The organism is Weissella cibaria (genome assembly GCF_004521965.1).
GTDB classification, from domain to species: domain Bacteria; phylum Bacillota; class Bacilli; order Lactobacillales; family Lactobacillaceae; genus Weissella; species Weissella cibaria_A.
The window spans coordinates 55,788-81,268 of record NZ_SDGK01000008.1 but is presented as its reverse complement, the minus strand read 5'-3'; the positions used below and the strand labels follow the sequence as shown (position 1 = coordinate 81,268).

At 45.7% G+C, this 25,481-nt stretch carries 24 protein-coding genes and 1 pseudogene; 22 read left to right on the top strand and 3 right to left on the bottom strand.

Annotated elements, in window-relative coordinates; genetic code table 11:
• The first annotated feature begins 653 nt into the window (after positions 1–653).
• The 6 genes from EST42_RS01080 (at position 654) to EST42_RS01055 (ending at position 8,107) form a co-directional block, all read left to right on the top strand.
• Positions 654–2,447, top strand: coding sequence for an ABC transporter ATP-binding protein (locus tag EST42_RS01080; protein WP_134643838.1), 1,794 nt, complete (start codon positions 654–656; stop codon positions 2,445–2,447).
• Between the two features lie 69 nt (positions 2,448–2,516).
• Entirely contained in the window at positions 2,517–3,263 is a 747-nt protein-coding gene (locus EST42_RS01075) for a nitroreductase family protein (protein ID WP_134643837.1), read from the top strand.
• 104 nt (positions 3,264–3,367) lie between these two features.
• The gene (locus tag EST42_RS01070) at positions 3,368–4,525 is read left to right on the top strand and encodes an isochorismate synthase (RefSeq protein ID WP_134643836.1); all 1,158 of its coding nucleotides are present in this window, start codon (positions 3,368–3,370) and stop codon (positions 4,523–4,525) included.
• Complete coding sequence (menD, locus tag EST42_RS01065; RefSeq protein ID WP_134643835.1) at positions 4,526–6,205, top strand: 2-succinyl-5-enolpyruvyl-6-hydroxy-3-cyclohexene-1-carboxylic-acid synthase; 1,680 nt, start codon at positions 4,526–4,528, stop codon at positions 6,203–6,205.
• A complete protein-coding gene (gene menH / locus EST42_RS01060) occupies positions 6,198–6,998 on the top strand; it encodes a 2-succinyl-6-hydroxy-2,4-cyclohexadiene-1-carboxylate synthase (protein ID WP_134643834.1) in 801 nt (266 codons plus the stop codon). The genes menD and menH overlap by 8 nt, the downstream gene beginning before the upstream one ends.
• A gap of 2 nt (positions 6,999–7,000) precedes the next feature.
• A complete protein-coding gene (locus EST42_RS01055; protein ID WP_134643833.1) occupies positions 7,001–8,107 on the top strand; it encodes an enolase C-terminal domain-like protein in 1,107 nt (368 codons plus the stop codon).
• 57 nt (positions 8,108–8,164) lie between these two features.
• Here EST42_RS01055 and EST42_RS01050 read toward each other — a convergent pair whose 3' ends face one another.
• Positions 8,165–9,157: an IS30 family transposase gene (locus tag EST42_RS01050; RefSeq protein WP_134643832.1), complete on the bottom strand. Its 993-nt coding sequence runs from the start codon at positions 9,155–9,157 to the stop codon at positions 8,165–8,167.
• Between the two features lie 233 nt (positions 9,158–9,390).
• Between EST42_RS01050 and EST42_RS01045 the strand changes: the two genes are divergently transcribed.
• Entirely contained in the window at positions 9,391–10,233 is an 843-nt protein-coding gene (locus EST42_RS01045; protein ID WP_134643831.1) for a hypothetical protein, read from the top strand.
• Positions 10,234–10,277: 44 nt separating this feature from the next.
• On the opposite strand, the gene EST42_RS01040 is transcribed toward EST42_RS01045, so the two are convergent.
• On the bottom strand, positions 10,278–10,622 hold the full coding sequence (locus EST42_RS01040) for a VOC family protein (protein WP_134643830.1): 345 nt from the start codon (positions 10,620–10,622) through the stop codon (positions 10,278–10,280).
• A 120-nt stretch (positions 10,623–10,742) separates the two neighbouring features.
• On the opposite strand from EST42_RS01040, the gene EST42_RS01035 reads away from it, so the two are divergent.
• From EST42_RS01035 to mreC, 3 genes are all read left to right on the top strand, one after another.
• Positions 10,743–11,177, top strand: a complete 435-nt coding sequence (locus EST42_RS01035) for a JAB domain-containing protein (protein ID WP_134643829.1) — start codon at positions 10,743–10,745, stop codon at positions 11,175–11,177.
• Positions 11,178–11,379: 202 nt separating this feature from the next.
• Positions 11,380–12,384, top strand: a complete 1,005-nt coding sequence (locus EST42_RS01030) for a rod shape-determining protein (RefSeq protein WP_134643828.1) — start codon at positions 11,380–11,382, stop codon at positions 12,382–12,384.
• Positions 12,385–12,457: 73 nt separating this feature from the next.
• Positions 12,458–13,309 carry a rod shape-determining protein MreC gene (gene mreC / locus EST42_RS01025; protein ID WP_134643827.1) on the top strand — a complete coding sequence of 284 codons (852 nt, stop codon included), beginning with the start codon at positions 12,458–12,460 and terminating at the stop codon, positions 13,307–13,309.
• Positions 13,310–13,344: 35 nt separating this feature from the next.
• Here the strand turns inward: mreC and EST42_RS01020 are convergent, their stop codons facing one another.
• Positions 13,345–13,974, bottom strand: a complete 630-nt coding sequence (locus EST42_RS01020; RefSeq protein ID WP_134643826.1) for a carbonic anhydrase family protein — start codon at positions 13,972–13,974, stop codon at positions 13,345–13,347.
• Positions 13,975–14,159: 185 nt separating this feature from the next.
• Here EST42_RS01020 and mreD point away from each other — a divergent pair, with 185 nt between their 5' ends.
• From mreD to purF, 12 genes and pseudogenes are all read left to right on the top strand, one after another.
• Positions 14,160–14,771 carry a rod shape-determining protein MreD gene (gene mreD, locus EST42_RS01015; RefSeq protein ID WP_134643825.1) on the top strand — a complete coding sequence of 204 codons (612 nt, stop codon included), beginning with the start codon at positions 14,160–14,162 and terminating at the stop codon, positions 14,769–14,771.
• Positions 14,772–15,106: 335 nt separating this feature from the next.
• On the top strand, positions 15,107–15,751 hold the full coding sequence (locus tag EST42_RS01010; protein ID WP_134643824.1) for an amino acid ABC transporter permease: 645 nt from the start codon (positions 15,107–15,109) through the stop codon (positions 15,749–15,751).
• Positions 15,752–15,761: 10 nt separating this feature from the next.
• A complete protein-coding gene (locus tag EST42_RS01005; protein WP_134643823.1) occupies positions 15,762–16,400 on the top strand; it encodes an amino acid ABC transporter ATP-binding protein in 639 nt (212 codons plus the stop codon).
• Between the two features lie 10 nt (positions 16,401–16,410).
• Positions 16,411–17,244, top strand: coding sequence for an amino acid ABC transporter substrate-binding protein (locus EST42_RS01000; RefSeq protein WP_134643822.1), 834 nt, complete (start codon positions 16,411–16,413; stop codon positions 17,242–17,244).
• 341 nt (positions 17,245–17,585) lie between these two features.
• Entirely contained in the window at positions 17,586–18,215 is a 630-nt protein-coding gene (gene ribB / locus EST42_RS00995) for a 3,4-dihydroxy-2-butanone-4-phosphate synthase (protein ID WP_134643821.1), read from the top strand.
• Between the two features lie 261 nt (positions 18,216–18,476).
• Positions 18,477–18,965 (top strand): 5-(carboxyamino)imidazole ribonucleotide mutase, encoded by a 489-nt coding sequence (purE, locus tag EST42_RS00990; protein WP_134643820.1) that lies wholly within the window; start codon positions 18,477–18,479, stop codon positions 18,963–18,965.
• Positions 18,958–20,075 (top strand): annotated as a pseudogene (gene purK, locus EST42_RS11485) (5-(carboxyamino)imidazole ribonucleotide synthase). The gene purE and the pseudogene purK overlap by 8 nt, the downstream one beginning before the upstream one ends.
• Positions 20,072–20,797, top strand: coding sequence for a phosphoribosylaminoimidazolesuccinocarboxamide synthase (locus tag EST42_RS00980; RefSeq protein WP_134643819.1), 726 nt, complete (start codon positions 20,072–20,074; stop codon positions 20,795–20,797). Before purK ends, EST42_RS00980 begins: the two are co-directional and overlap by 4 nt.
• Positions 20,798–20,799: 2 nt before the next feature.
• A complete protein-coding gene (purS, locus tag EST42_RS00975; RefSeq protein WP_134643818.1) occupies positions 20,800–21,057 on the top strand; it encodes a phosphoribosylformylglycinamidine synthase subunit PurS in 258 nt (85 codons plus the stop codon).
• 1 nt (position 21,058) lies between these two features.
• Positions 21,059–21,742 carry a phosphoribosylformylglycinamidine synthase subunit PurQ gene (gene purQ, locus EST42_RS00970; protein ID WP_134643817.1) on the top strand — a complete coding sequence of 228 codons (684 nt, stop codon included), beginning with the start codon at positions 21,059–21,061 and terminating at the stop codon, positions 21,740–21,742.
• Entirely contained in the window at positions 21,739–23,961 is a 2,223-nt protein-coding gene (gene purL, locus EST42_RS00965) for a phosphoribosylformylglycinamidine synthase subunit PurL (RefSeq protein WP_134643816.1), read from the top strand. The genes purQ and purL overlap by 4 nt, the downstream gene beginning before the upstream one ends.
• Positions 23,946–25,481, top strand: a complete 1,536-nt coding sequence (gene purF / locus EST42_RS00960; protein WP_134643815.1) for an amidophosphoribosyltransferase — start codon at positions 23,946–23,948, stop codon at positions 25,479–25,481. The genes purL and purF overlap by 16 nt, the downstream gene beginning before the upstream one ends.

Below are 25,481 nucleotides of genomic sequence, written 5' to 3'. Positions count from 1 at the left end.
GATGTGTCGCCAAGCATTGTGAAAGTTACCGCGGGCCAACGAGCCGGCGGTTTTTTGTATTGGTATTGTCGTTGAATTTGGTTGCGACAGTCAAGACGTTCTCTGATGTCTAAAGTTGTCAAATGGCTACTAAAATATTGATGTGATCATAAGTTGACCCGGTCGACCTAACGATGGCTATCAAACAAATCGAGAGTATCTCGGTTGCTGGCATAGGTGTGGGGAATTGGCGTAGCGATGACCGGCGGGGAACTCACAAGTTCAGCCAAGCACCGGCGGAGTTTCCCAGCTGGCACCTTTGTCGAAGTCAATTCCCCACACCCATGCCATGCCTCGTGCGCTAGCACGACACGCACAAACCCAACAACCTGATAAATAAAAAACCGCCCTACGCTGTGCGTCAGGACGGGCTAAAGATTAGTTAAATTGCGAAAAGAGCAAATGTCAGCAAGCTGGCCTTTACAGCCATGAAAGATGCCATTACACGGTTACCAATAGTTCGAATCATAATCGTACCTCCAAGGTTGTTGTTCACTTTTTGTATAGTTAAATTATAAGCGCTTTACCTTCAGCTTAGCTTAAATAAGTTCTTTTTTACGCCTGCACTTTTTGTAAGTGGTAAGATGGTTGCTGGAATAAGTGAGGTGAGATATATGATGAATCGTGGACGCATGAGTCCAGCTGAGGTTAAAGCATATCTGAAGGAATCGGATACCACCCTTGGTGAGATGTTAAAGTTTGTTTTTTGCAGTGTATTGAAGCGCAAATCATTGCTTGTTTTGAACGTGGCCTTGCTGGTAATTATTGCCGGTCTTAATTTTGTAGTGCCGCAGTTTACACAACATGTGATTGATCACGCCGTGGCACTGAAGAACATCCACTCGTTGGCGGTCCAGGTTCGGTTGCTGATTTTGACAACGCTAGTGTTGGGCGTCGTGACGTTCGTGTCGACCTATTTGATGCAGATGCTGTCACAACGGTCAATTACGGATTTACGGTTGCAAACTTATAACCGTATCTTGAAGCAGGATTATGACTATTTTCAAAGCGCCAAGACGGGTGATTTGATGGTGCGATTAACCAGCGATATTAGTAATTTACAAAGCCTAATTAGTTCAGATAGTTTTGGCATTATTGGCAATATTTTTACGTTCGTCGCTGTCTTAACATTCTTGTTTATGCAAGACTGGCAACTAGCCTTGATGGTGACCGTGACCTTTCCGGTGCTTTTTGTGACGATTCGTTACTTCCGCAGTAAGATTCGTGCAGCCTACACAAAGGTACGCGCTGCGAGTTCACAAATTTCCAATCAGTTGCAGGGCACAATCACAGAGATTGAGCTGATTAAGAGCTATACAACAGAAGATGAAGAAACTGCTCGGTTCCGAGATGTCGTTGAAGCACAAAATGGCTACCAATTAGAAGCAACCCGGTGGCAAGCAATCTTCCAACCCTTAGTTAATTTTATTAACACGGTTGGCACAGCGATTGTGTTGGCATTTGGTGGATGGCTAGTCATTAAGGGGCACATGACGGTTGGTCAATTAGTGGCCTACTTGAGTTACCTATCATTATTGCAAGATCCAATTCGGTCATTTTCGCGACTATTAAATATGCTCCAGACGGCGCAAGTCTCATATGATCGTATCAAAGACATTATGGGTGCTGAGGAGAAAATTAAGAATGCGCCTAAACCGGTCGCGTTCCCAGGTCCCTTGCAAACTGGTATCGATTTACAAAATGTGTCATTCAGTTATGATCAAGAACGAGTGGCATCACTTAACGGTATTAATTTGTTAATTCCAGCGGGCAAGACAACGGCTGTTGTTGGCCGTTCTGGTGCTGGTAAGTCAACGTTGATTCGATTATTAACCCGTTTTTATGAACGAACGGGTGGTGACATCCTGTTTGATAATACGAAAATTGAAGCAATTGATATTCGCGATTTGCGACAACACATTTCAATTGTCAGCCAGGATGTGACGATTGTCGATGGGACGATTGCGGACAATATTCGTTATGGCTCAGGTGAAGTGACTGATGACAAGTTGTGGGATGCTGCTGTACGAGCCGCGATTGCGGACTTCATTCGTGGCTTGCCAGATGGTATGGCAACGACTGTCGGTGAGCGTGGCGTGAAGTTGTCTGGTGGTCAAAAGCAACGATTGTCAATTGCGCGTGCTTTGGTTAAGGATGCTGAAATCACTATTCTTGATGAAGCAACGGCGGCTTTGGATAACGAGTCAGAAAAAATTATTCAGCACGCCTTGGATAATTTAATGACACACAAAACAGCAATTGTGATTGCGCACCGTTTGAGTACAGTGTACAACGCTGATCAAATCGTTGTATTGAATGAAGGACAAATTGTAGAACGCGGTTCACACGATGAGTTGCTTGCCCAAAATGGTGTTTATAAGACGTTATATGATGCGCAGTTTGAGTAAGTCATTATAAGATCGTTTTCAAAGTATGGTAGGCTATTAAGGTAATAATTTGAGATATTGAGGTCAACCATGGAAAACGATGTATTTAAAATTTTGTCGAATCGCGCATCAATTCGGGCTTTTAAAGATGAACCCGTTTCAGATGATCTGGTGATGACAGTCTTATCAGCCGCTGCTTCAGGTCCAAATATGAATAACTTTCAACCAGTGACGTTCATTGAGATTACTGATCAAGCTGTGAAGGATGAAATTACTGAACGCGTGGGGATACGTCACATTGCTGGCGCACCACGGTTCTTCGTCTTGGCGATTGATTACAACAAGTTGTTTGTTGGTGCAACGCCAGAACAAGCTGCTGTAATGGCCGAAAACTTGGCGTGGTATAACATGACCGAGGGTGCTTTGATTTCAGCGGGGATTGCCTTAGAGAATGCTGTTTTGGCAGCTAACGCGGTGGGTCTTGGCGCAGTGACAATGGCTGGGGCAGTCCGTCCACTGGATTTCCTACAGGACGCGTTACAGTTGCCAAAGTTTGTGAAGCCGGTGATGGGCTTGTCGCTAGGATATCCTGACCAGGAACCTGGGGTGAAGCCCAAGTTACCAGTTAAAGGTGGTTTCTGGATGACAGACAAGTATGATCAAGCGGAGTTGGAAGGTGCGGTGGCAACGTATAACAAAACCATGCGTGAGTACTTTGCTGGTCGGGGCATCGATGAAGACTGGACGGAGCATAATATGAAAATGGTTGCGACAACTGCGAAGGACAACAGCCTAGCAACGCAACATTTGCATGATAAGGGATTCGCGACAAAATAATTAATTAGATCAATTGCAGTTGCAGTTGGTCTTTTTATTTTGGGTGTTGCACCCTTGCTAGGTAGGATATACTGGAATAAGCGAAAAACAGTGAGGTGTTTGAGATGAGCTTTCCAACTGAAAAACAGTTACGCGATCGGTTTGATCGGTCTGAACATGCCGTCTATTTTGCGACGGCTGATAAGCGAACACGCTACTACGGTTTTGGTGTCCGTGAAGAGAAGTTTGGGGCGGATTTTCAAACCGTGGCAGCATGGACACGTGAACAACGTTACCCGGTCTTTGGTGGTTTTTCATTCGATGAACAATCCGTTGCGGATAGCGCGTTAATGAATGGCTATTTCGTGTTGCCGGAAGTTCTATACGACATTACGGACCAGCATTTATGGGGACGTGAAACGGATCCCTTCGGGGCACCAAACCCCATAGCTGGCCCAGCGATTACAAACCAAACGGATGAACACGATTGGCCAGATCGGGTCCAAACAGCAGTTGATGACATGCAGCAAAATCCCAGCCACCAAAAAGTGGTTCTAGGACGGCAACGACAAGTTAGGTTAACGGGCCAGCTTAATTTAGCGACATTGCTAGCGGACCTTGCAACGCAACAACCTAATAGTTACCACTTTGTGTTAAAGCGGGGGGATGAGGTGTTTGTGTCAGCGACCCCTGAACGCCTGGCAAAAGTTAACCGGGGACAGTTTGAAACGGCCGGTGTTGCGGGAACAATTCGCCGAGGCGCTGATGAAGCAGAGGATGCGCGTTTGGCGACTGAGCTCTTACAAGACCCTAAGAATTTGCAAGAACATGCATATGTGGTTGAAACGATTGTGTCGCGTTTGCGAGATGTGGCTACTTTGACGTTACCAGATGGACCACAAATCATGAAGAACCCACAGGTACAACACTTGTACACGCCGATTTCGGGGCAATTAAATGGTGGCAACATGGTATTGGCCCTTGCTGAACGTTTGCACCCAACACCAGCGCTTGGTGGTAAGCCTATTGACTGGGCAATGTCAACGATTCAGACGATTGAGCAACACCCCCGTGGCTTGTTTGCCGGTCCAATTGGCGTGGTGAAGCCGGACGGTGATGGCGAAATGATTGTTGGTATTCGGTCGATGTGGCTGAAGCAACGAACAGTGACGTTATTTGCAGGTGCAGGCATTTTAGTGGACTCAGATGTACAAGCTGAATTTGAAGAAACGGGGTTGAAGATGACCCCAATGATGAATTTATTGAAGGAGCAAGATAAGTAGATGGCAAATGAAGTTTTGACGACGAATATTAAACACCTGTTAGGTAGTTTGGTTGCACAAGGTGTTCATGAGTTTGTGGTATCGCCAGGATCGCGAACGACGCCATTTGCCTTGTTGTTAGCTGAGATGCAACATGTTCGCGATGACATGCGTGTCACTGTCGATGTTGATGAACGGTCAGCAGCCTTCTTCGCTTTAGGGATGGCAAAGACGATGCACCAACCGGTCGCATTATTAGCGACATCAGGGACGGCAACGGCTAACTATTTGCCAGCCATGATGGAAGCCCACGTGTCGCACGTACCATTGGTTGCGTTGACAACCGATCGCCCAGCTGAGTTACAGGCGATTGGTGCACCGCAAACGGTCAACCAAACGAATCTATATGGTGATAATATCAAGGATTTCGTAGCCATTGAGATGCAAGATGCGCATGCTGATGTGACACGTTATATTGATTATCGTGTGCAACAGCTGGTGGTGACGGCAGTGACTGCACCAGCAGGTCCGGTACAGATTAATTTGCCGTTGCGTAAACCCTTGATGCCGGACTTGGGCGCAACTTGGCCAGCAGTGGTGTCCCAGCATATCATTACCGGTCAAATGCGAGCCGACTGGCAAACGGTGCAAGGCATTGCGGCCTTACTTCGTGACAAGCGGGCGATGGTTTTGGCAGGACCAGATGAAATGAGTTGGGATGCCACGCAATTTGAACGATTCGCGGATCACTTTAAGTTACCCATTTTGGCTGATGTGTTGAGCGGGGTTCGCCCAAGTGATCATGCGATAAATGGCATCGATGCATTGCTTGAGGCCGATGTGTTGGCTGATGATTTGGTGCCAGAAGTGGTTATCCGTTTTGGTGGCACACCGGTATCTGCACGAGTTATCGCTTGGCTGCGTGCCAACGACGTGCAAGTTATTCAAGCTGGTCAAAATGCGGCTGGCCATGATCACTCTCGGCAAACTGAAATCACAATTGCTGTTGATGAGATGGGCTTGATTGCTGATTTGTTGGCTGAACCGGGTAGCGACAGCGTTGCCTTCTTAGCTCGCTGGCAAACCGTAAAGACCACGTTAACGAAGACAATTGCCTCAACTGACATGACGGAAGTGGCCTTGCCATTAGCGATGACGAGTTTGCCGGCCGATAGTCAATTGTTCGTGGCCAATTCAATGCCAATTCGGGATATGGATAATTACTTTATGCCAACGCAAGCAATTCGAGTGATGGCAAACCGTGGGGCGAACGGCATTGATGGGACAGTCTCAACAGCTTTTGGGATGGCAATGACCGGCAAGCCAACAACGTTCTTGACAGGTGATTTGACGTTATTCCATGATATGAATGGGATGATGATGGCACACCAGGCACAATTAGATTTGACCATTGTAGTGGTTAACAATCAAGGTGGCGGTATCTTCTCATTCTTGCCACAAGCAGCAGCGAAGGCCTTTTTCGAACCAATGTTTGGAACGCCGTTGCCATTTGAGATTGCGAATGTGGCTAAACTTTATCACGCGGATTATGAATTGGTTGCGGACCAGGCACGATTACGCGAATTGTTAGCCCAACCTGCTCAAGGATTACGTTTGCTTGAAATTAAGAGTAACCGCGAAGCTAACGTCGCAGAGCACGACGCATTATTGGCAAAACTACGCGAGGCTTTTCATGGATAAGACAGCCATTATTAATGATTATCCTTATCACGTTCGGATTTTAGGTGAAGGGAATCCAATCTGGGGGTTCTTCCACGGCTTCATGGGTAGTTATGCTGAATATGAGCAAATTGACCCGCAAGGCACCCGGATTTACATTGACTTGTTAGGATTTGGGAATCAGGCCCCGGTTGTTGCGGATGCGCGACGTTTTTCAGCTGATAATCAAGTCAAAGACCTCGTTGCCTTGTTCGATTTATTTGATTTCCATGATATTCGGTTAGTTGGTTACTCAATGGGTGCGCGGTTAGCGTTGGCTTTTGCGATGATGCAACCGACTTATGTGTCCCATTTGTATCTTGAAAGTGGTACGGCCGGGCTGGCTGAGATTGATGCGCGACAGGCACGTGTGGCGGCAGACGCTGAAAAAGCCCAGCGGATTGAAACAGACGGTATGGCGAAATTTGTGGCGGATTGGGAACAGTTACCATTGTTTGCGAGTCAACGACAGCTGTCACTGACGCAACAGCAATTTATGCACGAGCAACGTGTTAATCAAACGGCAGCTAATGTTGCCAATTCACTGCGTTATTTTGGCACGGGGGCAATGCCGAATTATTGGAATGATTTGGCAGCCTTGTTAGTACCAGTGACACTGATTACCGGCGGAAATGATCAAAAGTTTAACCGTCTGAACACTGATATGGCGACTCGGTTGCCCAATGTCCGCCGGGTAATTGTGCCTGGCGCGGGGCATAACGTGCATTTCGAAAACAGTGCTGCCGTCGTGGCTGCCTTGCAAGCCGAGGTGTAACCATGCAAATTGCAACAATCACCCTGTACCCATTGCAGTTACGTTTGAAATCACCATTTAAAACGGCTCATGATGTGACCTATGATCGGCCATTAACTTTGGTGGCTGTCACCACGACCGATGGTATAACGGGCTTTGGCGATATCCAGTCGTTTATTGATCATGCCTATGCGCCAGAATCTCAAGCTGAATCGCTAGCGGAGGTGCAACGACTAAGTCACTTGATGTTAGGACAGACATTTGATTCCGCAACGATACTTAGTAATTGGCTACAAGCGCAAAGCTGTCATTCCTTTGCTAAGGCCGCACTTGAAATGGCGACATGGGATATTCAGGGTAAACAACAGGGCCAATCATTACAGCAAATGATTGGCGGGGTCGGTCCGACGGTGCCGGTAGGAATTGCGATTGGTATTCAGACTGATGCCCAAGCTACGCAACGGGCCATTGCAGCGGCAGTCGCTCAAGGATATCAACGAATTAAGTTGAAACTAGCTGTCGATACGGACTTACAACAATTGCAGAGCGTTTTAGCGACGTTTCCGAACCAACTATTTTCGGTTGATGCGAATGCCGGCTGGCAACCAGCGATGATGGACCGATTATGGACGCTTGAACAAGCGGGAGTTTTCATGATGGAGCAACCATTTACGACCGATGCTTGGCAGGCGCATCAAATTGCACAACAACAGTTAACACAGATGCATATTAGTTTGGATGAATCGTTGAATGATTTGAAGGACGTTACGCAAGGGTTGGCGGTCGCTGATGCGTTTACGCTTAAGCAAGCAAAAATTGGTGGGATTTGGCCAACGCTACAGGCGATTCATCAGATTTCAGTAGTTGATAAGATCCCCTGGATTAGTGGCATGCTGAGTTCTGGTGTCGGCCGGGCAGTCGACCTAGCGTTGGCTTCATTGCCAGTGACCCGCCGAGTGCCAGCGGATAGCTCAAGTGCCTCACGATACTTCGAACGAGATATCGTGTTAGTGCAACCTGAAATTGTGGCCGGACAATTACCGGTGCCGAGTGCCCCAGGGCTAGGGGTAACAATCGACTGGTTGGCAGTCGCTGATTTGCAGACAGCTGATACCATCCAAGTTAAATAGACACACAAAAGGTCAGAGCGGGTTATCGTGCTCTGGCCTTTTTATGTAGGTGAATTGTCAATTCAACCGGAACACTTGAGATAAATAATATTCTTTAGCCGATCTCCAGCCGAAAAGCTTTCGAGGTCGGCTATTAATTTGCTCAACCATTTGTTCAATGTATTCGTCTGAATAATCTTCGATTGCAGTCCCTTTAGGGACGTACTCACGGATTAGCCCATTTGTATTTTCGTTGGTCCCGCGTTGCCATGGAGCGTGGGGATCAGGAAAGTAAAACTGGACATCGAATTTCTTTGTTATCTCATCTTGCGCACTGAATTCATTTCCGCGGTCTGGAGTTAAAGTCTGTATCTGACTGGTTGGAAGGGAATCTAGCATTGAACCTATGATTCTCATAACATCGACGGTCTTCTTTGATGCCGCTCGTTTTGAAAGTAATATTCTGGTCTTCCTATCAACCATTGTGACCAATACTTGACCGCCTTTACGGCCAATAACAGTGTCCAGTTCCCAATCTCCAATTCGAGAGCGACAACCTGCTTCTGCAGGTCGCTCGTCAATCGTATTTGGAATTCTAATCTTACCTCGACGTTCGACATGACCTTTAGTATGTCGAGTTTTTCCTCTATGCCGAAGCGCACGAGCAATGCCCCGAGCTTTGTGACTTTTCACCGGCTGGCCCAAGTTATCTCTATAAATCGCTCGGTAGATTGTATTTGCGCTAATAATCGTATGACCTCTTGAAATCTTTAGTCGACCAGCTATCTGTTCAGGCGACCAATGTTTTTGATTGATTCCATATATAACTAGTTCTCGCAGTTCAGTGTTATCTAACTTTCGGCGTTTATGCGACTTCGTTCGAGCAAGCATGTGCTTTTGATCGGCATCCTCAGCTTCATAAGTTGAGCCAACACAGCGGGCAATCTCACGAGAGATTGTCGAAGCGCTTCTACCAATTTCTTTTGCAATGCTACGCATTGACAACCCTTCTCTGAGTAAAACTTCTATACGTCCGCGATCAAATGCGGTAAGCTGATGATAATGACTCATAATGTTTCCTCGCGTTCTGTATGTTCTAGACAAACTACATTTTACGCTGGTTCATTATGAGTCAGTTTTTATTTAGCTTAGTGTTGCACTTGAATTGTAAATTCAAGTATAAAAAATGTAAGGTAATATAGTTGAATGACTGTTTTGCCGGTGGTACACTCAGTAAAGAAAAAAGGCACATGCGCTAACACGCGCAAAAATCCAGAGAGAATAGATGTTGGAAGGTGTAACGCATGAGTTTAATTAATCGTGATCGAATCAATGAGATTCGACAAGCAAATGACATCCCGGTTCGTGAATTAGCGAATATTGGCATTAGCCGTAATCGCTATTACCGGTACTTGAATGAAGAAAATGATTTGCCTGCCGAGGGGTTCATCTCGTTGATGAGTCACTTACTTTTAACAGGTGCGGAAATCAATAGTGAATTGGTTAACGGGCATGACACAGTTGAAGGACTAATGGGCGAGTTGTTGGCAGCAAATCAAGCCCAAGATACAGAAACCATCAAAGAGGTGAGTCGCCGCAGTTATCAGCTATTCCGAAATACAATGGCTCGCGGTTTTTTGCGTGTCGCGAGTTTAGCAGATGTGCTTCACGCGCGATTGATTCCCGATGAACACGCTCAAATTGCCCAACAAATTTTGATTGATTCATTTGAAGCGGTTAAAATTTGGCGTGCCATGGATGTGGCGTTGTTGTATCCGGTGATTGCAGAAGTTGATAAGGCGATGGCACAACAATATCTGTCAGAAATCTGGACCAAGAGCTGGCCACATAGTACGATGGAGCGATTGAATGCAATGACTGTGCGTTATATGACGGTTTTGTTGGGCCGTGATGATTTTGATTTAGCCAGTTTTAAAATCGTGGCAGATTGGATTGTTAATGAGCCGAAGATTGCAATGAGCTTCGCGTGGTGGGCTCGACTGGTATCTCAATTGGAATACCATAATTGGGATGACGCTCGGAAACTGGCGAACCAGGCAACCGAGTTAGGTATGACTGAAATGGCTGAGTTATCAAGTGCTTTGATTGACGCTTGGTACAAGCGAGCAGAAATATATGATGATTAAAATAGCCCCAACACGACCAAATTTAGTCGTGTTGGGGCTATTAACTATTTATTAGCAATGACTTCGATGTGGTTACCTTCAAAATCATCTAAATGGAAAATGATATGCCGACGATCTTCACTCTCGGTAGCAGGTTTGGCCTGGGTGACATAGTAATTAATAAAGTGATTTTCAACGGTTTCCTTGTGATCACGAACGGTGACCTGGACAACAATTGGCTCGGCTTCCGGATCTTCTTCAAACACGATTGATTGCTGATCAAAGTACAAGTGCCGAGATTCATCCTCACCAAATTCAGTTGGCAAATCAAAAACTTCACGGTAAAAACGGACAGCTCGTGCGACATTCGTGGTTGGAATGCGCAGTGGAGCAAATTTACGAACTCGCATAATAAACCTCATTTGACTCTTAATGTGTGTCCATTATACGCCTTTCTCATGGGTGGTACACGATGGAAAATGGATAATCAACTGATTTACGCGTCTGTATTGCTAGATGGAGGTGCACAAATGCTAAAAATTGCAGATTCGGTGCAAAAAGTTGGTGATGCTATGGTGCAGCAGTTTGGGCAGGCGCCGCAAGAGACCTGTTGGATACTGGCAGTCAATACGCAAATGCGGGTGCTAGAAGTTAATCGGATTGCAATTGGAACCTTGGACAGTGTGACCGTGCATCCACGTGATATTTTTCGACGCCTAGTTGCACTGAATGCTTACGGCTTTATTATGGTTCATAATCATCCGAGTGGTAGTTTACGACTCTCACAAGCAGATCACAAACTAATGACCCAATTGGCAATGTGTAGCGGTGTTATGCAATTCCATTTTCTTGACTTTATGGTAATTTCAAGTCGTGGTTATACGAGTTTAAGGTCACAACATTGGCTGACTGAAATAAGCGTTGAAACGTTGTATGACTTATGGACGAAAAACGATAAGGTGTGATAAACTTAATAAGAAATTAGTGTGGTGTTTTATCGTAGCAATTATTAATCTTGAGCCTTGAAGTTTATCTGGGAGTGAGATTGTTTATGCAGCTGATAAGGATGACTAGGTTACGGTGATAACTGCTGACGTGCCCAGACTGCTTATGTCAGGCCATAGAAAAATTAACTATAAAATATTGTAAAGAAAAGGGATAGAAGCCGTGTTTTCATTTGGAACTCGTAATGTCGGAATCGACTTAGGAACTGCCAACACGTTGGTATACATTGAAGGTAAGGGAATTGTGCTTCGTGAGCCATCAGTTGTGGCTCGTAACACAAAGACAAATGAAGTTGTCGCAGTTGGATCGGCTGCGAAGGATATGCTTGGACGTACGCCAGGCTCAATTAAGGCAATCCGTCCAATGCGCGATGGTGTTATCGCCGATTACGAGACGACGGTTGCTATGTTGAAGTATTACCTGGGTAAGGCCTTGGGTGGTCGCGGTGCTAAACCATACGTCACCATTGGTGTACCATCAGGTGTTACGGCTGTTGAACGTCGTGCGGTTATTGATGCGGCACGTGTCGCTGGGGCGCGTGATGCCTACGTTATCGAGGAACCATTTGCTGCTGCTGTTGGGGCTGGCTTGCCAGTGATGGAGCCAACAGGATCAATGGTTGTTGACCTTGGTGGTGGAACGACTGATGTTGCCACAATTTCATTAGGTGGCATTGTCTCATCACGTTCAATTCGTATGGCCGGTGACAAGATTGACGAAGCAATCATGTCATACATTCGCCAAAAGTATTCTGTTTTGATTGGTGAGCAAACGGCAGAACGCTTGAAGATGGAAATCGGTTCAGCTGATGTTGAAGCTGCTAAGAGTGCGGAAGGTACTTCTGCGCGAGGTCGTGATTTGGTAACTGGTTTGCCAAAGACGATTGATATTGAAGCGGTTGACGTTGCTGATGCGATTAAGGATGTCATTTCAGAAATCATTATTGCAATTAAGGAAACGTTAGAAGAGACGTCACCAGAAATTGCGGCCGATGTCATCGATCATGGTATCGTTTTGACGGGTGGTGGTGCTATGTTGCAACACCTCGATGAAGTAATTGCTGAAGCGACGAAGGTGCCTGTTTTCGTTGCGTCTGAGCCATTGGATGCAGTTGTGATTGGTACTGGTGAAGCATTGAAGTCAATTGATGTTTTGAAGAACAACTAAGCAAGATAGACGATAACGCCGCACCATTCGGTGTGGCGCTGTTTATTTTAATCAAACGAAAGGCAATCGGAAGATGAAAAATATCTTTACATCACGCCGTTTGGTCGTCACAGTGATTGTCGCAGTTGTGACGATTGGTGTGATTACACTTAGTTCGCGTGCACGTAGTTCTCAAAAAGAGCCAGCATTGCCAACGCGTGTTGTGTCAGACGTGTCGGGATGGGTGTCAGGTGTTGTGAGTTCACCCGTCAAAGCATTGAGTGGCAGTTATGCTGCAATTACAGATTTGTTGAACACGTATAACGAAAATGAAAAGTTAACAACAAAAATTGATGATTTAGCGCAATCTAAGGTGCAATTACAAACGTTGCAAGCTGAAAACCGTGCTTTGAAAGATCAATTAAAAATTGATGGCACGCTAACCGACTATAAGGTTGTGAATGCAGTTGTCATTTCACGCTCCCCAAGTAATTGGCAATCTCAGTTGATTATCAATAAAGGAACGAATGCTGGCCTTAAGAAGGGCTTGTCAGTGATGGGATCAGGTGGTTTGATCGGTCGCATCACCCAAGTTAATACAACGAATGCTAAGGTTGAATTGTTGTCTGATGATAGTAAAGTTGCGGACCGTTTCGCTATTCGGATTACGAACAGTAACCGCGAAGTAATTGACGGAATTGTTACCAGTTTCAATCAGTCAAAGAACCTAATTGTGATGGGACAAATTACATCTGACGTTGACGTCAAGAAAGGTGATTTGGTTACCACAAGCGGTTTGGGCGGTGTTACACCGGCTGGTTTGTACGTTGGTAGGGTTGCAAGCCTTGGTAAGGACAATTACGGCTTGTCAAAGAAGATTTACATTAAGCCGGCGACAGATTTTAATAACGTGCCTGTTGTCAGCGTGGCAATTCCACAACAATAAAAATAAAACGACCGCAACTTGCGGTCGTTTTATTTTTATTCATTGTAATATAATACTGGTCGACCATTTAGTGGCTGGATGTGGCGATTATTGTAATCGTAATGCACATGGAAGGCTGCTAATTGATCAGCTGATATTGTCATTGGTTGGGCTAAAATATACCACTCAACATTCTCTGACAACGGTGGCGTCGTTAATGAACCAATATAATGGTAGTACGATCGGTTTGTGGGTAGAATGTCAGTAACATCACATTTGAATGATTGATCATCATTGATGCGACTTAAAATAGTGGCAAAAGTTGTCGACGCCGGGCCGATTTGTAAGAACACCCCAATGACCGCTTGACGACCATCGGGTGCTTGATGAACAAAATGAACTTCTGCATCAAATTGTTTGCCATCAAGCGTGTGTTCACTGGGGGCGTGAATATGGAACTGTTGTAACTGGAAGGGACGGTTAGCGATTACCGCTGTTCCAGTTAACCCAATTTCGACACCTTGACCGGTATCGTGGACATATTGTCCGGTGAAATCATACGCCAAATTTAATGACGCAGGGTAGTCAATCAGATCAGTCTCCGCAGTGCGAATAGCGATTGGTGATTGCATGCGACCTGATGTTATTGACCACGATTCCTGCGCATCATAGTTGAGCTTTTGCATGGCACTTGGCCTCCTTCTGAAGTTTTTCTCTCTCCTCAGAATAGTTTAGTTTATCATTAGTCCGGAAAACAGGCTACTAAATCTTTATTTTTCGATCAGGTTCGGCGGAAGACGTTGACGTAAAATGCGGTTGGCGCTACTATGAATTAGTTACGATGATGGTAACCACTAAATGGAGAATTAATATGTTGAAATATGTTCACACGTCATGGCTACATTTTGTGTTGGTGTACCTGGCGGTTATGTTAGATGGTGGCATTGCATTGCATTTTGCACCAGTCCTATTTAAAACGCCGATGTCGGCGAGCCCATATCTCTCATTGATTATTATTATGATGCCAATTTTGACCGGCACTGATTCGCAAATGAAGGGACGTTGGCTGTATATAGCTGCATTCCTTGGCGGCCTACTGTTTGATATTTTTTATAGTGGTATCATTGGTATTTCAATGATTGGTTTCCCGCTGACTGTTTGGGCAGCAAGTAAGCTCCAAGCTTATTTATCACATAACTTTTTGTCTGCAATGGCGGTTTGGTTTGTCTCGATGAGCTTGTACCTGGTCTTTGATTATGCAGCATTTGGTATTATCAATTTGACGAATTTGAACTTTAGCGAATTTATCATGTTCCACATGTTTCCAACGTTGATTGTCAATTTATTAATTTTGGTCGTCATTTATGGCATCATGAATTATCTATACCATGCGACGCGCCAGCCTGATGTGTCGGCGTACAATGTTGATCAGCGCGATTTGAATATGCGAATGACAGGGAAGTCACGGTCAACTCGATTATAAGTCGGTAATCAAAGGTGTTGACTTAAAGTACAAAGTCAATTAAAGTAATCTCATAAAGATTTGATTGGACGAGTAGTTTAACGTCGTTGCTTAGAGAGTTGCGCGGAAGCTGGGAAGCAACCAATGGCCTAAATGAACCACACCCATGATTATCGGTACAAGTCAAAACTGTACCCGATTCGTCTCGTTATCGACGCACGCCTGTTTTGAGCAGGGGTCTGAGTGCTATTTGGTAACAAATAGCAAAATTGAGGTGGAACCACGAAATTAGTCGTCCTCAAGTAACCTTTATTTAGGTTGCTTGAGGGCTTTTTTGTTTAGTTAAGGAGAAAGCTATGGAGTACATGTTGCAGATTATGCCAAGTCTGCTAAGCGGATTGAAAATGACATTTGGTGTCTTTGCACTGACGCTGATTGGGTCAGTACCGCTTGGTATTTTAGTTGCTTTAGCGTTAAAATCAGATATTTATTTACTACGCTGGGTGACGAATGCCTATATTTGGGTGATGCGTGGTACGCCATTGCTATTGCAAATCGTCTTTGTTTACTACGGATTAAGTTTGGCCCACATTATCACACTACCTCGTTTTGAGGCGGCGGTGTTCACATTTATTTTGAACTATGCGGCCTACTTTGCTGAAATTTTCCGTGGTGGGCTTCAAAGCGTCTCACAAGGTCAATTTGATGGTGCCAAGGTACTTGGTCTGACGCGTTGGCAAACAATGCGTAAAATTGTATTGCCACAAGTGGTCAAGATTGTGATGCCTTCCGTTGGTAACGAAGTGGTGACCCTGGTCAAGGATTCGTCACTGGTTTACGTCATTGGACTTGGTGATTTGATGCGAGCAGGTAATATTGCGGCATCACGAGACGTCACATTGATGCCTTATTTGTTAGTGGGACTGCTATATTTGCTACTGACAGCTTTGGCAACCGTTATTCAACGGCGTGTTGAGACGAAGATGAACTATTACTGTTAAGGAGAGAGCCATGCTTGAAATTAAAAACTTAGCGAAGTCGTACGATACGCGGACGATTTTCAAAAATATGAATTTAACAGTTAATGATGGTGAGGTCCTGAGTATCATTGGCCCATCTGGAATTGGTAAAACGACCTTTCTACGCATTGTGGCTGGGCTATTGCCTGCGAATGACGGTGAGATGATTTTAAATGGTGAGGCCCTTGATTTAACAGGTGAACGCACAGGTGCCCAAGTAGGGGTCATTTTCCAAGATTTTAATTTGTTTCCGCAATACACCGTAAAAGAAAATGTGATGTTGGCACCGCAATTGGTTCACCATGAAACAAAGGCTGAGGCAGCTGAGAATGCAGATCGTTTGTTGCAAGATTTGGGCTTAACAGCCCAGGCTGCTCAATATCCATTCCAATTATCTGGTGGCCAGAAGCAACGTGTGGCAATTGCACGAGCTTTGGCGATGAAGCCGGGCATTTTGGCATATGATGAACCAACATCTGGCTTGGATGCCGAATCAACAGAACGCGTGATTGCGGTCATTAAGCAATTGCAAGCACAAGGGGTAACGCAGTTGGTAGTTACGCACGATTTGCCGTTTGCGGAAGCGGTCGCGGATAAGACATTTGATTTTGGGACAGATGTAGAACGCTAGGGGGCTGCGTATGAAAAAGAAGATTAATTGGCGTCGCCAAATTATTGGGAATGGGATTGTGCTCGTTGTACTGGCTTTGCTGGTTGGCTTTGTTTGGTATCGAACGTCACATGCAAATGATACTTGGCGCAAAGTGACTGCGGACAAGACTGTTGTTGTTGGACTAGACGATACCTTTGTGCCGATGGGCTATCGGGACAAGTCTGGTAAGTTAGTTGGGTTTGATGTGGATCTGGCCCGGGCAACCTTCAAAAAATTGGGGTTGCGGGTAAAGTTTCAGGCCGTTGACTGGTCAATGAAGGAAACGGAGTTGGATACTGGGCACATTGACATGATTTGGAATGGTTATACAATGACGCCGGCTCGAGCAAAGAAGGTCGCCTTTTCGGTGCCATATCACAACGATTCACAAGTGCTGGTCACGTTAAAGCGTAACCAAATCGATACGATTAAACAGATGGCTGGTAAGACGCTAGCTGTTCAGACTGGTTCAGCCGGTTTGACGGTCTTCAACGAGAAACCCAAGGTATTAAAGGACTTTTTGGGGTCAGCACCGGTACAATATGATACGTTAGATAAAGCTTTGAATGATTTGCAAGTTGACCGTGTGAGCGCAGTTTTGATTGATATGGACTACGCCCGTTATTATGTGGCCCACGAACCTAACCCAGCTGATTTTGAGATTATTAAGACAGGCTATGGTGAAGACGCGTATGGTGTGGGGTTCCGTAAGGGAGATGTGACCTTACGAGAAAAGGTCAATCAGGTCTTAACGAGCTTTAAGAAGGACGGTACGTTGGATAAAGTTTCTGAACGTTACTTTGGCACCAAAAATAATGATTAAGAAATAAGGGTGGGATGGCAGTTTATGTCCTACTTGCTAAGGTCGCAAATCCGCTGAATTAGAATCGACGAATTTGCGACCTTTTGTTTGACGTTTATTTTTGTGGATCCTGACTGCTCAAATATGCCGAACATTTTTAAGCATTAAAATATTGATGCAGTTTGGTGGTGTTTTTTGAAACGATTTGCTAACTGAAAGCGAGGTAGGTTAACGTTTGAAACGCGAACGTTCGTCGGGTTTATGGAAATTGATGGTTGACGTGGGTTGCGTTTGACTAGTATCTCGATAAGCTAAAGTTTGTAATCGGGAACATATGGATCAGCATAAAGGAGATATTTAACATGAAGACTGCATTTGACACTGTACCAGACGCTTTGCAAACGTTGCTTCAAGGGGGCGTTATTATCTTGGCAGATGATGAGAGTCGCGAAAATGAAGGTGATTTAGTGGCATTGGCTGCTGATATCACACCAGAAACGGTGCATATGATGCTTCGTGAAGCGGCCGGATTGATGTGCACGCCTGTTGGACCAGAAATTGCCGCACGGCTTGGATTAACTGATATGGTGGCTGATTCAACAGATCCTCATCAGACGCCTTTTACGTATACAGTTGATGGGACCGAAGCGGCAACCGGGGTTACGACGGGAGTTTCAGCAGCTGATCGGGCAGCGACAATTCGGCACATGGCGAATCCGACCGCCGTTCGGACGGATTTCAATGCGCCAGGCCACACACAGCCATTAACAGCCTTAGCTGGTGGGCTGACTGAGCGCGTTGGACATACTGAAGCGGCCGTTGATTTGGCGCGTCTAGCTGGTTCAGAACCAGCCGCCGTTATTATTGAAGTCCTGAAAGTAGATGGCACGATGGCCCGCCGCGATGATTTGTTTGAATTAGCTGATTGCTTGGATTTGCCATTTATTACGATTGCCCAAATTTCAGAGTATCTAGCTACGCCGGTTATGTAATTAAAAAAGTATCCCATATCAATCTAGGTGTAGTGCCTGGTATTGAGATGGGATTTTTTTGTCATTATTTAAAATGATAACGGTTTTATGAGAAAGTTCTTAGTTAAATATGTTTTTGTTCGTTTTACAAAGATGCAAAAACGGTTAAACGCGAACTAATATGTTGCATTTTAATTACTTCAACCGGCAAAACTGTACATTCAATTCTCATGGTGGTTATATATAGTTGTAAAGACGAACTAAAAACGAGGTGGAAGCTAAATGGTACGTGTTGCGGTGGTAATGGGATCGATTTCAGATTGGTCAACAATGAAAGAAACGGTCGCTGTCTTAAAAACGTTTGATGTCGCAGTTGAGACACATATTATTTCGGCGCATCGAATGCCCGAGGAAATGATGACGTTTGCTCGAAATGCTCGGGACAATGGCGTAGGTATCATTATTGCTGGCGCTGGTGGTGCCGCCCACTTGCCTGGCATGTTGGCGGCACAGACAACGCTACCGGTAATTGGGGTCCCAATTCAATCGCATGCTTTGCAGGGGATGGATTCATTGCTAAGTATCGTTCAGATGCCAGCCGGTGTACCAGTTGCGACGGTGGCCATTGGGACGGCGGGAGCTAAGAATGCTGCTTATTTGGCAATCCAAATGTTGGGAATTGCGGAGCCAGCACTGACCGATAAAATAGCCCTATTCCGAGAAGAGCAACGCCAACAATCGATTGAGAGTGAGGAGTTGTTACATGACTAAACAAATTTTGCCACCAGCCACTATCGGTATCGTTGGTGGCGGTCAATTGGGGCAAATGTTAGCCTTAGCCGCTAAACCAATGGGGTACCGAGTCATTGTCTTGGATCCGCAGGTTGATGCGCCGGCAGCCTTGGTTGCAGATCAACAAATTGTTGCGAACTATGATGATGTTTCGGCCCTACGTAATCTTGCTAATCAAGCGGATGTTGTGACATATGAATTTGAAAATGTGAATCAGACGGCATTACAGGCTACCGTACCAGCTGAAAAGTTACCCCAAGGGGTGGCGTTATTAAACATCACAGCGAACCGATTGCGTGAGAAGCAATTCGTGGCAGCGTTGGGATTACCAGTTGCCCCATTTGCAGCAGTGGATAACTTGGTGGAGTTGGACGCCCGATGCCATGAAGTATCGTTGCCAGCAATTTTGAAAACGGCAACGGGGGGATATGACGGTCATGGCCAATGGGATATTCCAAATACCGATGCATTAGCAAATTTGTTAGCACATTGGCAACAACCGACCGATATCACCCTTGTTTTGGAAAAAAGTTAGCGTTTGATCGAGAATTGAGCGTGATGGTAACTCGCGATGATCGTGGTGAAATTCGGACTTGGCCGGTGACGGTCAATGAGCATCAGCACCATATCTTACGAGTTTCCGCGGCACCAGCAATGTTATCGCCACAGATTGCCAAACAAATTGAGACCATTGCGACGACCATTGCCAATGCAATGCAACTTGTGGGAGTTTTAGGAATTGAATTATTTGTGGTGGGTGAACGTGTGTATATCAATGAATTATCCCCACGTCCCCACAATTCTGCGCATTTAACCATCGAGGCGACGAATGTTTCACAATTTGAAGGCCATATTCGAAGTATTATGGGCTTGCCGATTCCGGTGATTACCCAATATGCACCAGCTATCATGTTGAATTTATTAGGGGATCAGATTATACAGGCACGCCAAGATATAGCGACACATGAGGGGTGGCACTTTCACGACTACGGTAAACGTGAAGTGAAGCCGGGACGGAAGATGGGTCACATTACAGCCACCGGTATGGCAGCCATGAAAGATTTGCGCGAATGGGGGACAAAGTTATGACGATTGTACAAGGGGTTTTATTAACAACAGGCAAAGCAAAGGCAGTGTATGCCACGGACGATCCTAATGTGTTGTGGTTGCATAGCTTGGACCAAGCGACAGCGCTTAATGGCAAACAAAAAGCCGAAATTAGCGATAAGGGACGGCTAACGACCCAAATCAGTCAGCAATTGTTTTGCTTTTTAAAGGCGCAAGGCATTGTGACACACTTTCAACAGGCAGTCGGCGAACGTGATGTGTTGGTAACAGCACTGGACATGTTGCCAATTGAAGTTGTGATTCGTAATTATGCGGCGGGCCATTTTGCAACGCGTTATGCGGTGCAAATGTTGACGCCCCTTTCACCCACGGTGCAAGAATATTACTTCAAAAACGATGCCCTTGATGATCCACCATTGAATCAATCGCAAATATTTGCTCTCAACTTAGCGACGCCAAGTCAGTTAACCCAAATCGAGGCAGTTGCTCAAACAGTTAATCGGCAACTCCGCCAATTGTTTGAATCTATGGGTATTACGTTAATTGATTTTAAATTGGAATTTGGCCTGGATGCTACGGGTGTGTTGACGTTAGGCGATGAACTGTCACCAGATAATATGCGCCTGATTGATCAAGCCACTGGCCAATCCTTAGATAAAGACGTTTTTCGTCGGGGGACGGGCGACTTACGTGATGGATACACAACAGTTTTGCACAGATTAACGACATATTTAGGAGAGTAAGCATGTACACTGCACAGATTACAGTTACTTATAAGCCATCAATTTTGGACCCTCAGGGTGAAGTAATTAAGGATGCTCTTGCGCGTCTTAATTATCAAGGGATAACGTCAGTGACGCAAGGGAAATATTTTGAAGTTAAGTTAGCGGCGATTGATGAACAAAGTGCGTATGATGAGGCCACCAGCCTGGCTGAAGCGCTACTAATTAATCCAAACACAGAAACGTATCGCATCACGGTGTTAGCGGAAGTAGAGGCTTAAGATGAAAGCAGCGGTTATTCAATTTCCAGGATCAAATTGTGATTTTGATATGTATTATGCGTTACAGGACTTTGGCGCGGATGTCCAGTTTGTGACCGAAAAGTCGACTGACCTGTCGGCGTACGATGCGGTGTTCCTACCGGGGGGCTTTTCGTATGGTGATTACTTACGCACAGGAGCGGTAGCACGTTTCGCGCCCGTAATGACAGCTGTGAAAAACATGGCTGCAACCGGGAAACTAGTGGTGGGAGTGTGCAATGGCTTTCAGATTTTAACGGAGGCGGGGATGCTACCTGGGCAATTGATGATGAATCAGACACCGGTGTTCATCTGTGATGAGGTTAAGCTAACGATTACTAATCGACAAACGGCCTTCACAAACCAATATACTGATGCCACGACAACGATTAAATTACCGATTGCGCACGGCGAGGGCCGGTATGTTGCTGACGATGTAACGGTGCGGATGTTGCATGAAAATGGGCAGGTTGTCTTAACGTATGCGACTGATGTTAATGGTTCCGTTGATCGGATTGCTGGGATTACGAACCGCAGTGGGAATGTGATTGGATTGATGCCACATCCAGAACGCGCAGTTGAGACGTTGATTGGTAATACGGATGGACGACCATTTTTTGAAAGTTTACTAGCAACCATTATGACGAAGGAGACTGTAAAAGTATGACAGCATTGTTGGCAACAACGCATGAACCCACACCGGCAGAAATTGCCGCCACGAAACCATATCAGGCGTGGGGATTAACGGACGATGAATACACGTTAATTAAGCAAACATTGGGACGCTTGCCTAATTATACGGAAACTGGGTTGTTTGCAGCCATGTGGTCAGAACACGTTTCCTACAAGAAATCTAAGCCGGTGCTCCGGACATTTTGGTCAACCAATGAGCGTGTCTTACAAGGACCGGGTGAGGGTGCTGGAATTTTGGATATCGGTGATGGTCAGGCCGTTGTATTTAAAGCTGAATCTCACAATCACCCTTCAGCGGTTGAACCATATGAAGGTGCTACGACGGGAGTTGGTGGTATCTTACGGGATATTTTTTCAATGGGCGCGCAACCAATCGCGGTGCTTGATAGTTTACGTTTCGGCGAGTTAACAGATGCACGTACGCAACATCTGTTAACCGGTGTGATTGATGGAATTGCTGGGTATGGCAATGCGATTGGTATTCCAACCGTTGGTGGCGAGATTGGCTTTGATCCGGTTTATCAAGGCAATCCACTTGTTAATGTAATGGCTGTTGGCGTACTGGATCGGGAACGGATTCAGGTCGGGCGCGCCGATGGTAGTGGTAATACGGTTATGTATGTCGGGGCAAAAACTGGTCGTGACGGCATTCATGGTGCTACTTTTGCGTCCGCGGAATTTTCATCAGATGCCGAACAAGATCGTTCAGCTGTCCAAGTGGGGGATCCGTTTTTAGAAAAGCTAGTGATGGATGCAACTTTGACAGCAATTCAGCAATTTGGCGAGGTCATTGTTGGGGTGCAGGATATGGGCGCAGCTGGTTTGGTATCCTCGTCAGCTGAAATGGCTGGCAAAGCAGGAATGGGCATTCACTTGCAATTAGACAATGTACCACAACGTGAGACGGGCATGACACCTTATGAACTCATGTTATCTGAATCGCAAGAACGCATGCTGTTAGTTGTGACAAAAGGACATGAAGCAGCCGTGCAGGCAGTCTTTCAGCAAGCTAACTTAGAGGCAGTTGTGATTGGCGAAGTTACGGCAACAGGACGGTATGAATTAACCTGGCATGGCGAGACCGTAGCTGATTTACCAGTCAATTTTTTGACACAGGCCCCTAAACAAATCATGAAGCAGGTGAAACCAGCACGTCTGCAAGACTCAGCACCAGATTTTACACCACGTGTGACTGATTTGACGACAGTTTGGCAGGATATATTGGCACAGCCAACGGTTGCTTCGAAAGAGAGTTTGTTCAGACATTTCGATAGTATGGTCCGAACTAATACGGTGATTAAGCCGGGTGGTGATGCGGCTGTTGTTCGTTTACGTGGCACCAAAAAGACATTAGCTATGACAACGGATGTGAACGCACGATTTACCTACCTTGATCCTTATATTGGTGGGCAACGCGCAGTCGCTGAGGCAGCTGGTAACATTATTGCAACTGGTGCGTTGCCAATCGGCATTACAGATTGCTTGAATTTCGGTAATCCGGATGATCCGACAATTTATTACGAATTGGCACAATCGGTAGCCGGGATTAACGAGATGGCGCGACAGATTAATACGCCGATTATTTCCGGTAATGTGTCGTTGTATAACGAGACCGACGGTGCTGCGATATATCCGACCCCAATGATTGGCATGGTCGGGTTACATACTGATACTGCTGATATCACAACGATTTCGTTTAAGCAGCCAGATGATGTCATCTATTTGCTTGGTGATACCACAGCTGACTTTAATGGTTCTGAGTTGCAACAACTACAGACTGGAGCCATTGCAGGCCGGTTGCCTAGTTTAAATCGTGATAAATTGTCAGCCACCCAGCAAAGTGTGTTAACGGGGATTCAGCAGGGGATGATTGCCAGTGCCCACGACCTGGCGGAAGGTGGCTTAGCGGTGTGCTTGGCAGAAAGTGCCTTTAACACGCCGTTTGGTTTTGATGTAATAGTGCCTTGGACTGCCAGCTGGTTATTTAGTGAGACGCCAGGACGCTTTTTGGTAACTGTGCCAGCGAAAGATGTGGCCACCTTTGAAGCACGCCTGGACACAGCATATCTGCGACTGGGCACGGTCACAAATAATGATCAGTTGGTTGTCACAACAGCTAATGGGACCGTCAACTTAGATAAGGTCCGCCTGCAACAAGCGTATGAAGGAGCAATCACATGGCAATGCAATTAAATGAACAAACTCGGTCATTAAATGAAGAATGCGGTATTTTTGGGGTTTGGGGCCATCAAACGGCAGCTAATTTGACTTACTATGGCTTACACGCTTTACAGCACCGGGGCCAAGAAGGCGCAGGGATTGTTGCCAATCAGAAAGGTCATTTATGGCAAGAACGTGGTCTGGGCCTACTACATGATGTTTTTCGTGACCCGGCGCTGTTAGCGCATTTGCAGGGACAAGCAGCGATTGGTCACGTTCGATATGCGACGGCTGGTTCAGCAGGGATTGAAAATATTCAACCGTTGATGGTGAACTTTTCCGATATGCAATTATCCTTAGCACACAATGGAAATATCACGAATGCACAATCTTTGCGACAAAGCCTTGAGATGCAAGGGGCAATTTTTCAATCATCATCGGATACAGAAGTGTTATTGCATTTAATTCGGCGTTCAACGTCGACAACACTTTATGATCACTTAAAAGATGCTTTGCAACAATTGCGGGGCGGGTTCGCGTTTTTGCTTCTTACGTCAACCGCCATGTATGCAGCCCTTGATCCACACGGTTTTCGTCCCTTTGTGGTTGGACAGTTGCCGGATGGTCAGTATGTTGTGACTAGTGAAACAGCTGCGTTAAATGCGGTTGGGGCAACGTTTATTCGGGATGTCCAACCAGGGGAGCTATTAACGATTGACCAGGCCGGCTTACGAATTGATCACTACACGAGCAAAACGGATTTACATATTGATGCGATGGAGTATATCTACTTTGCACGGCCTGACTCTGATATTTATGGTGTTAACGTGCATGCTGCTCGTAAACGGATGGGTCGGCAATTAGCGCTTGAACAGCCGGCAACCGGTGACTTGGTAGTTGGTGTGCCGAATTCTTCATTATCGGCCGCCATGGGCTATGCCGAGGCAACGGGCTTGCCTAATGAAATGGGGCTGGTTAAAAATCAATATATTGCACGGACGTTTATTGAGCCAACGCAGGAGCGACGTGAGCGAGCGGTGCGTATGAAGCTAAGTGTAGTACCGTCGGTGGTTGCCGGTAAACGCGTCGTGCTAGTGGATGATTCAATCGTGCGTGGCACAACATCAAGTTACATTGTCAAAATGTTACGCGAAGCCAGTGCTAAGGAAGTTCATGTGCGAATTGCGTCACCAGCCTTCAAATATCCGTCATTTTTTGGCGTTGATATGCAAACAACGGCGGAACTTTTAGCGGCGAACCATACATTGGCTGAAATGACGGCCATGTTGGGAGCTGATTCGTTGGCTTTTCTATCCGTGCCAGGTTTAGTGCAAGCGATTGATTTGCCATACACAGGTAATGGAACTGGCTTAACGACGGCTTACTTTGATGGGCATTATCCATCGCCAATTTACGACTATAAAAAAACGTTGACGGCGGCGATAACTGCTGGTGAAGTTGATTTTAAAACTGAACCAACGACAACTTATCATCCGAGCCAAGTGCCATCAATTAGTGATCAACAACTAGTTGCCGGTCAAACGGTGAGCTAA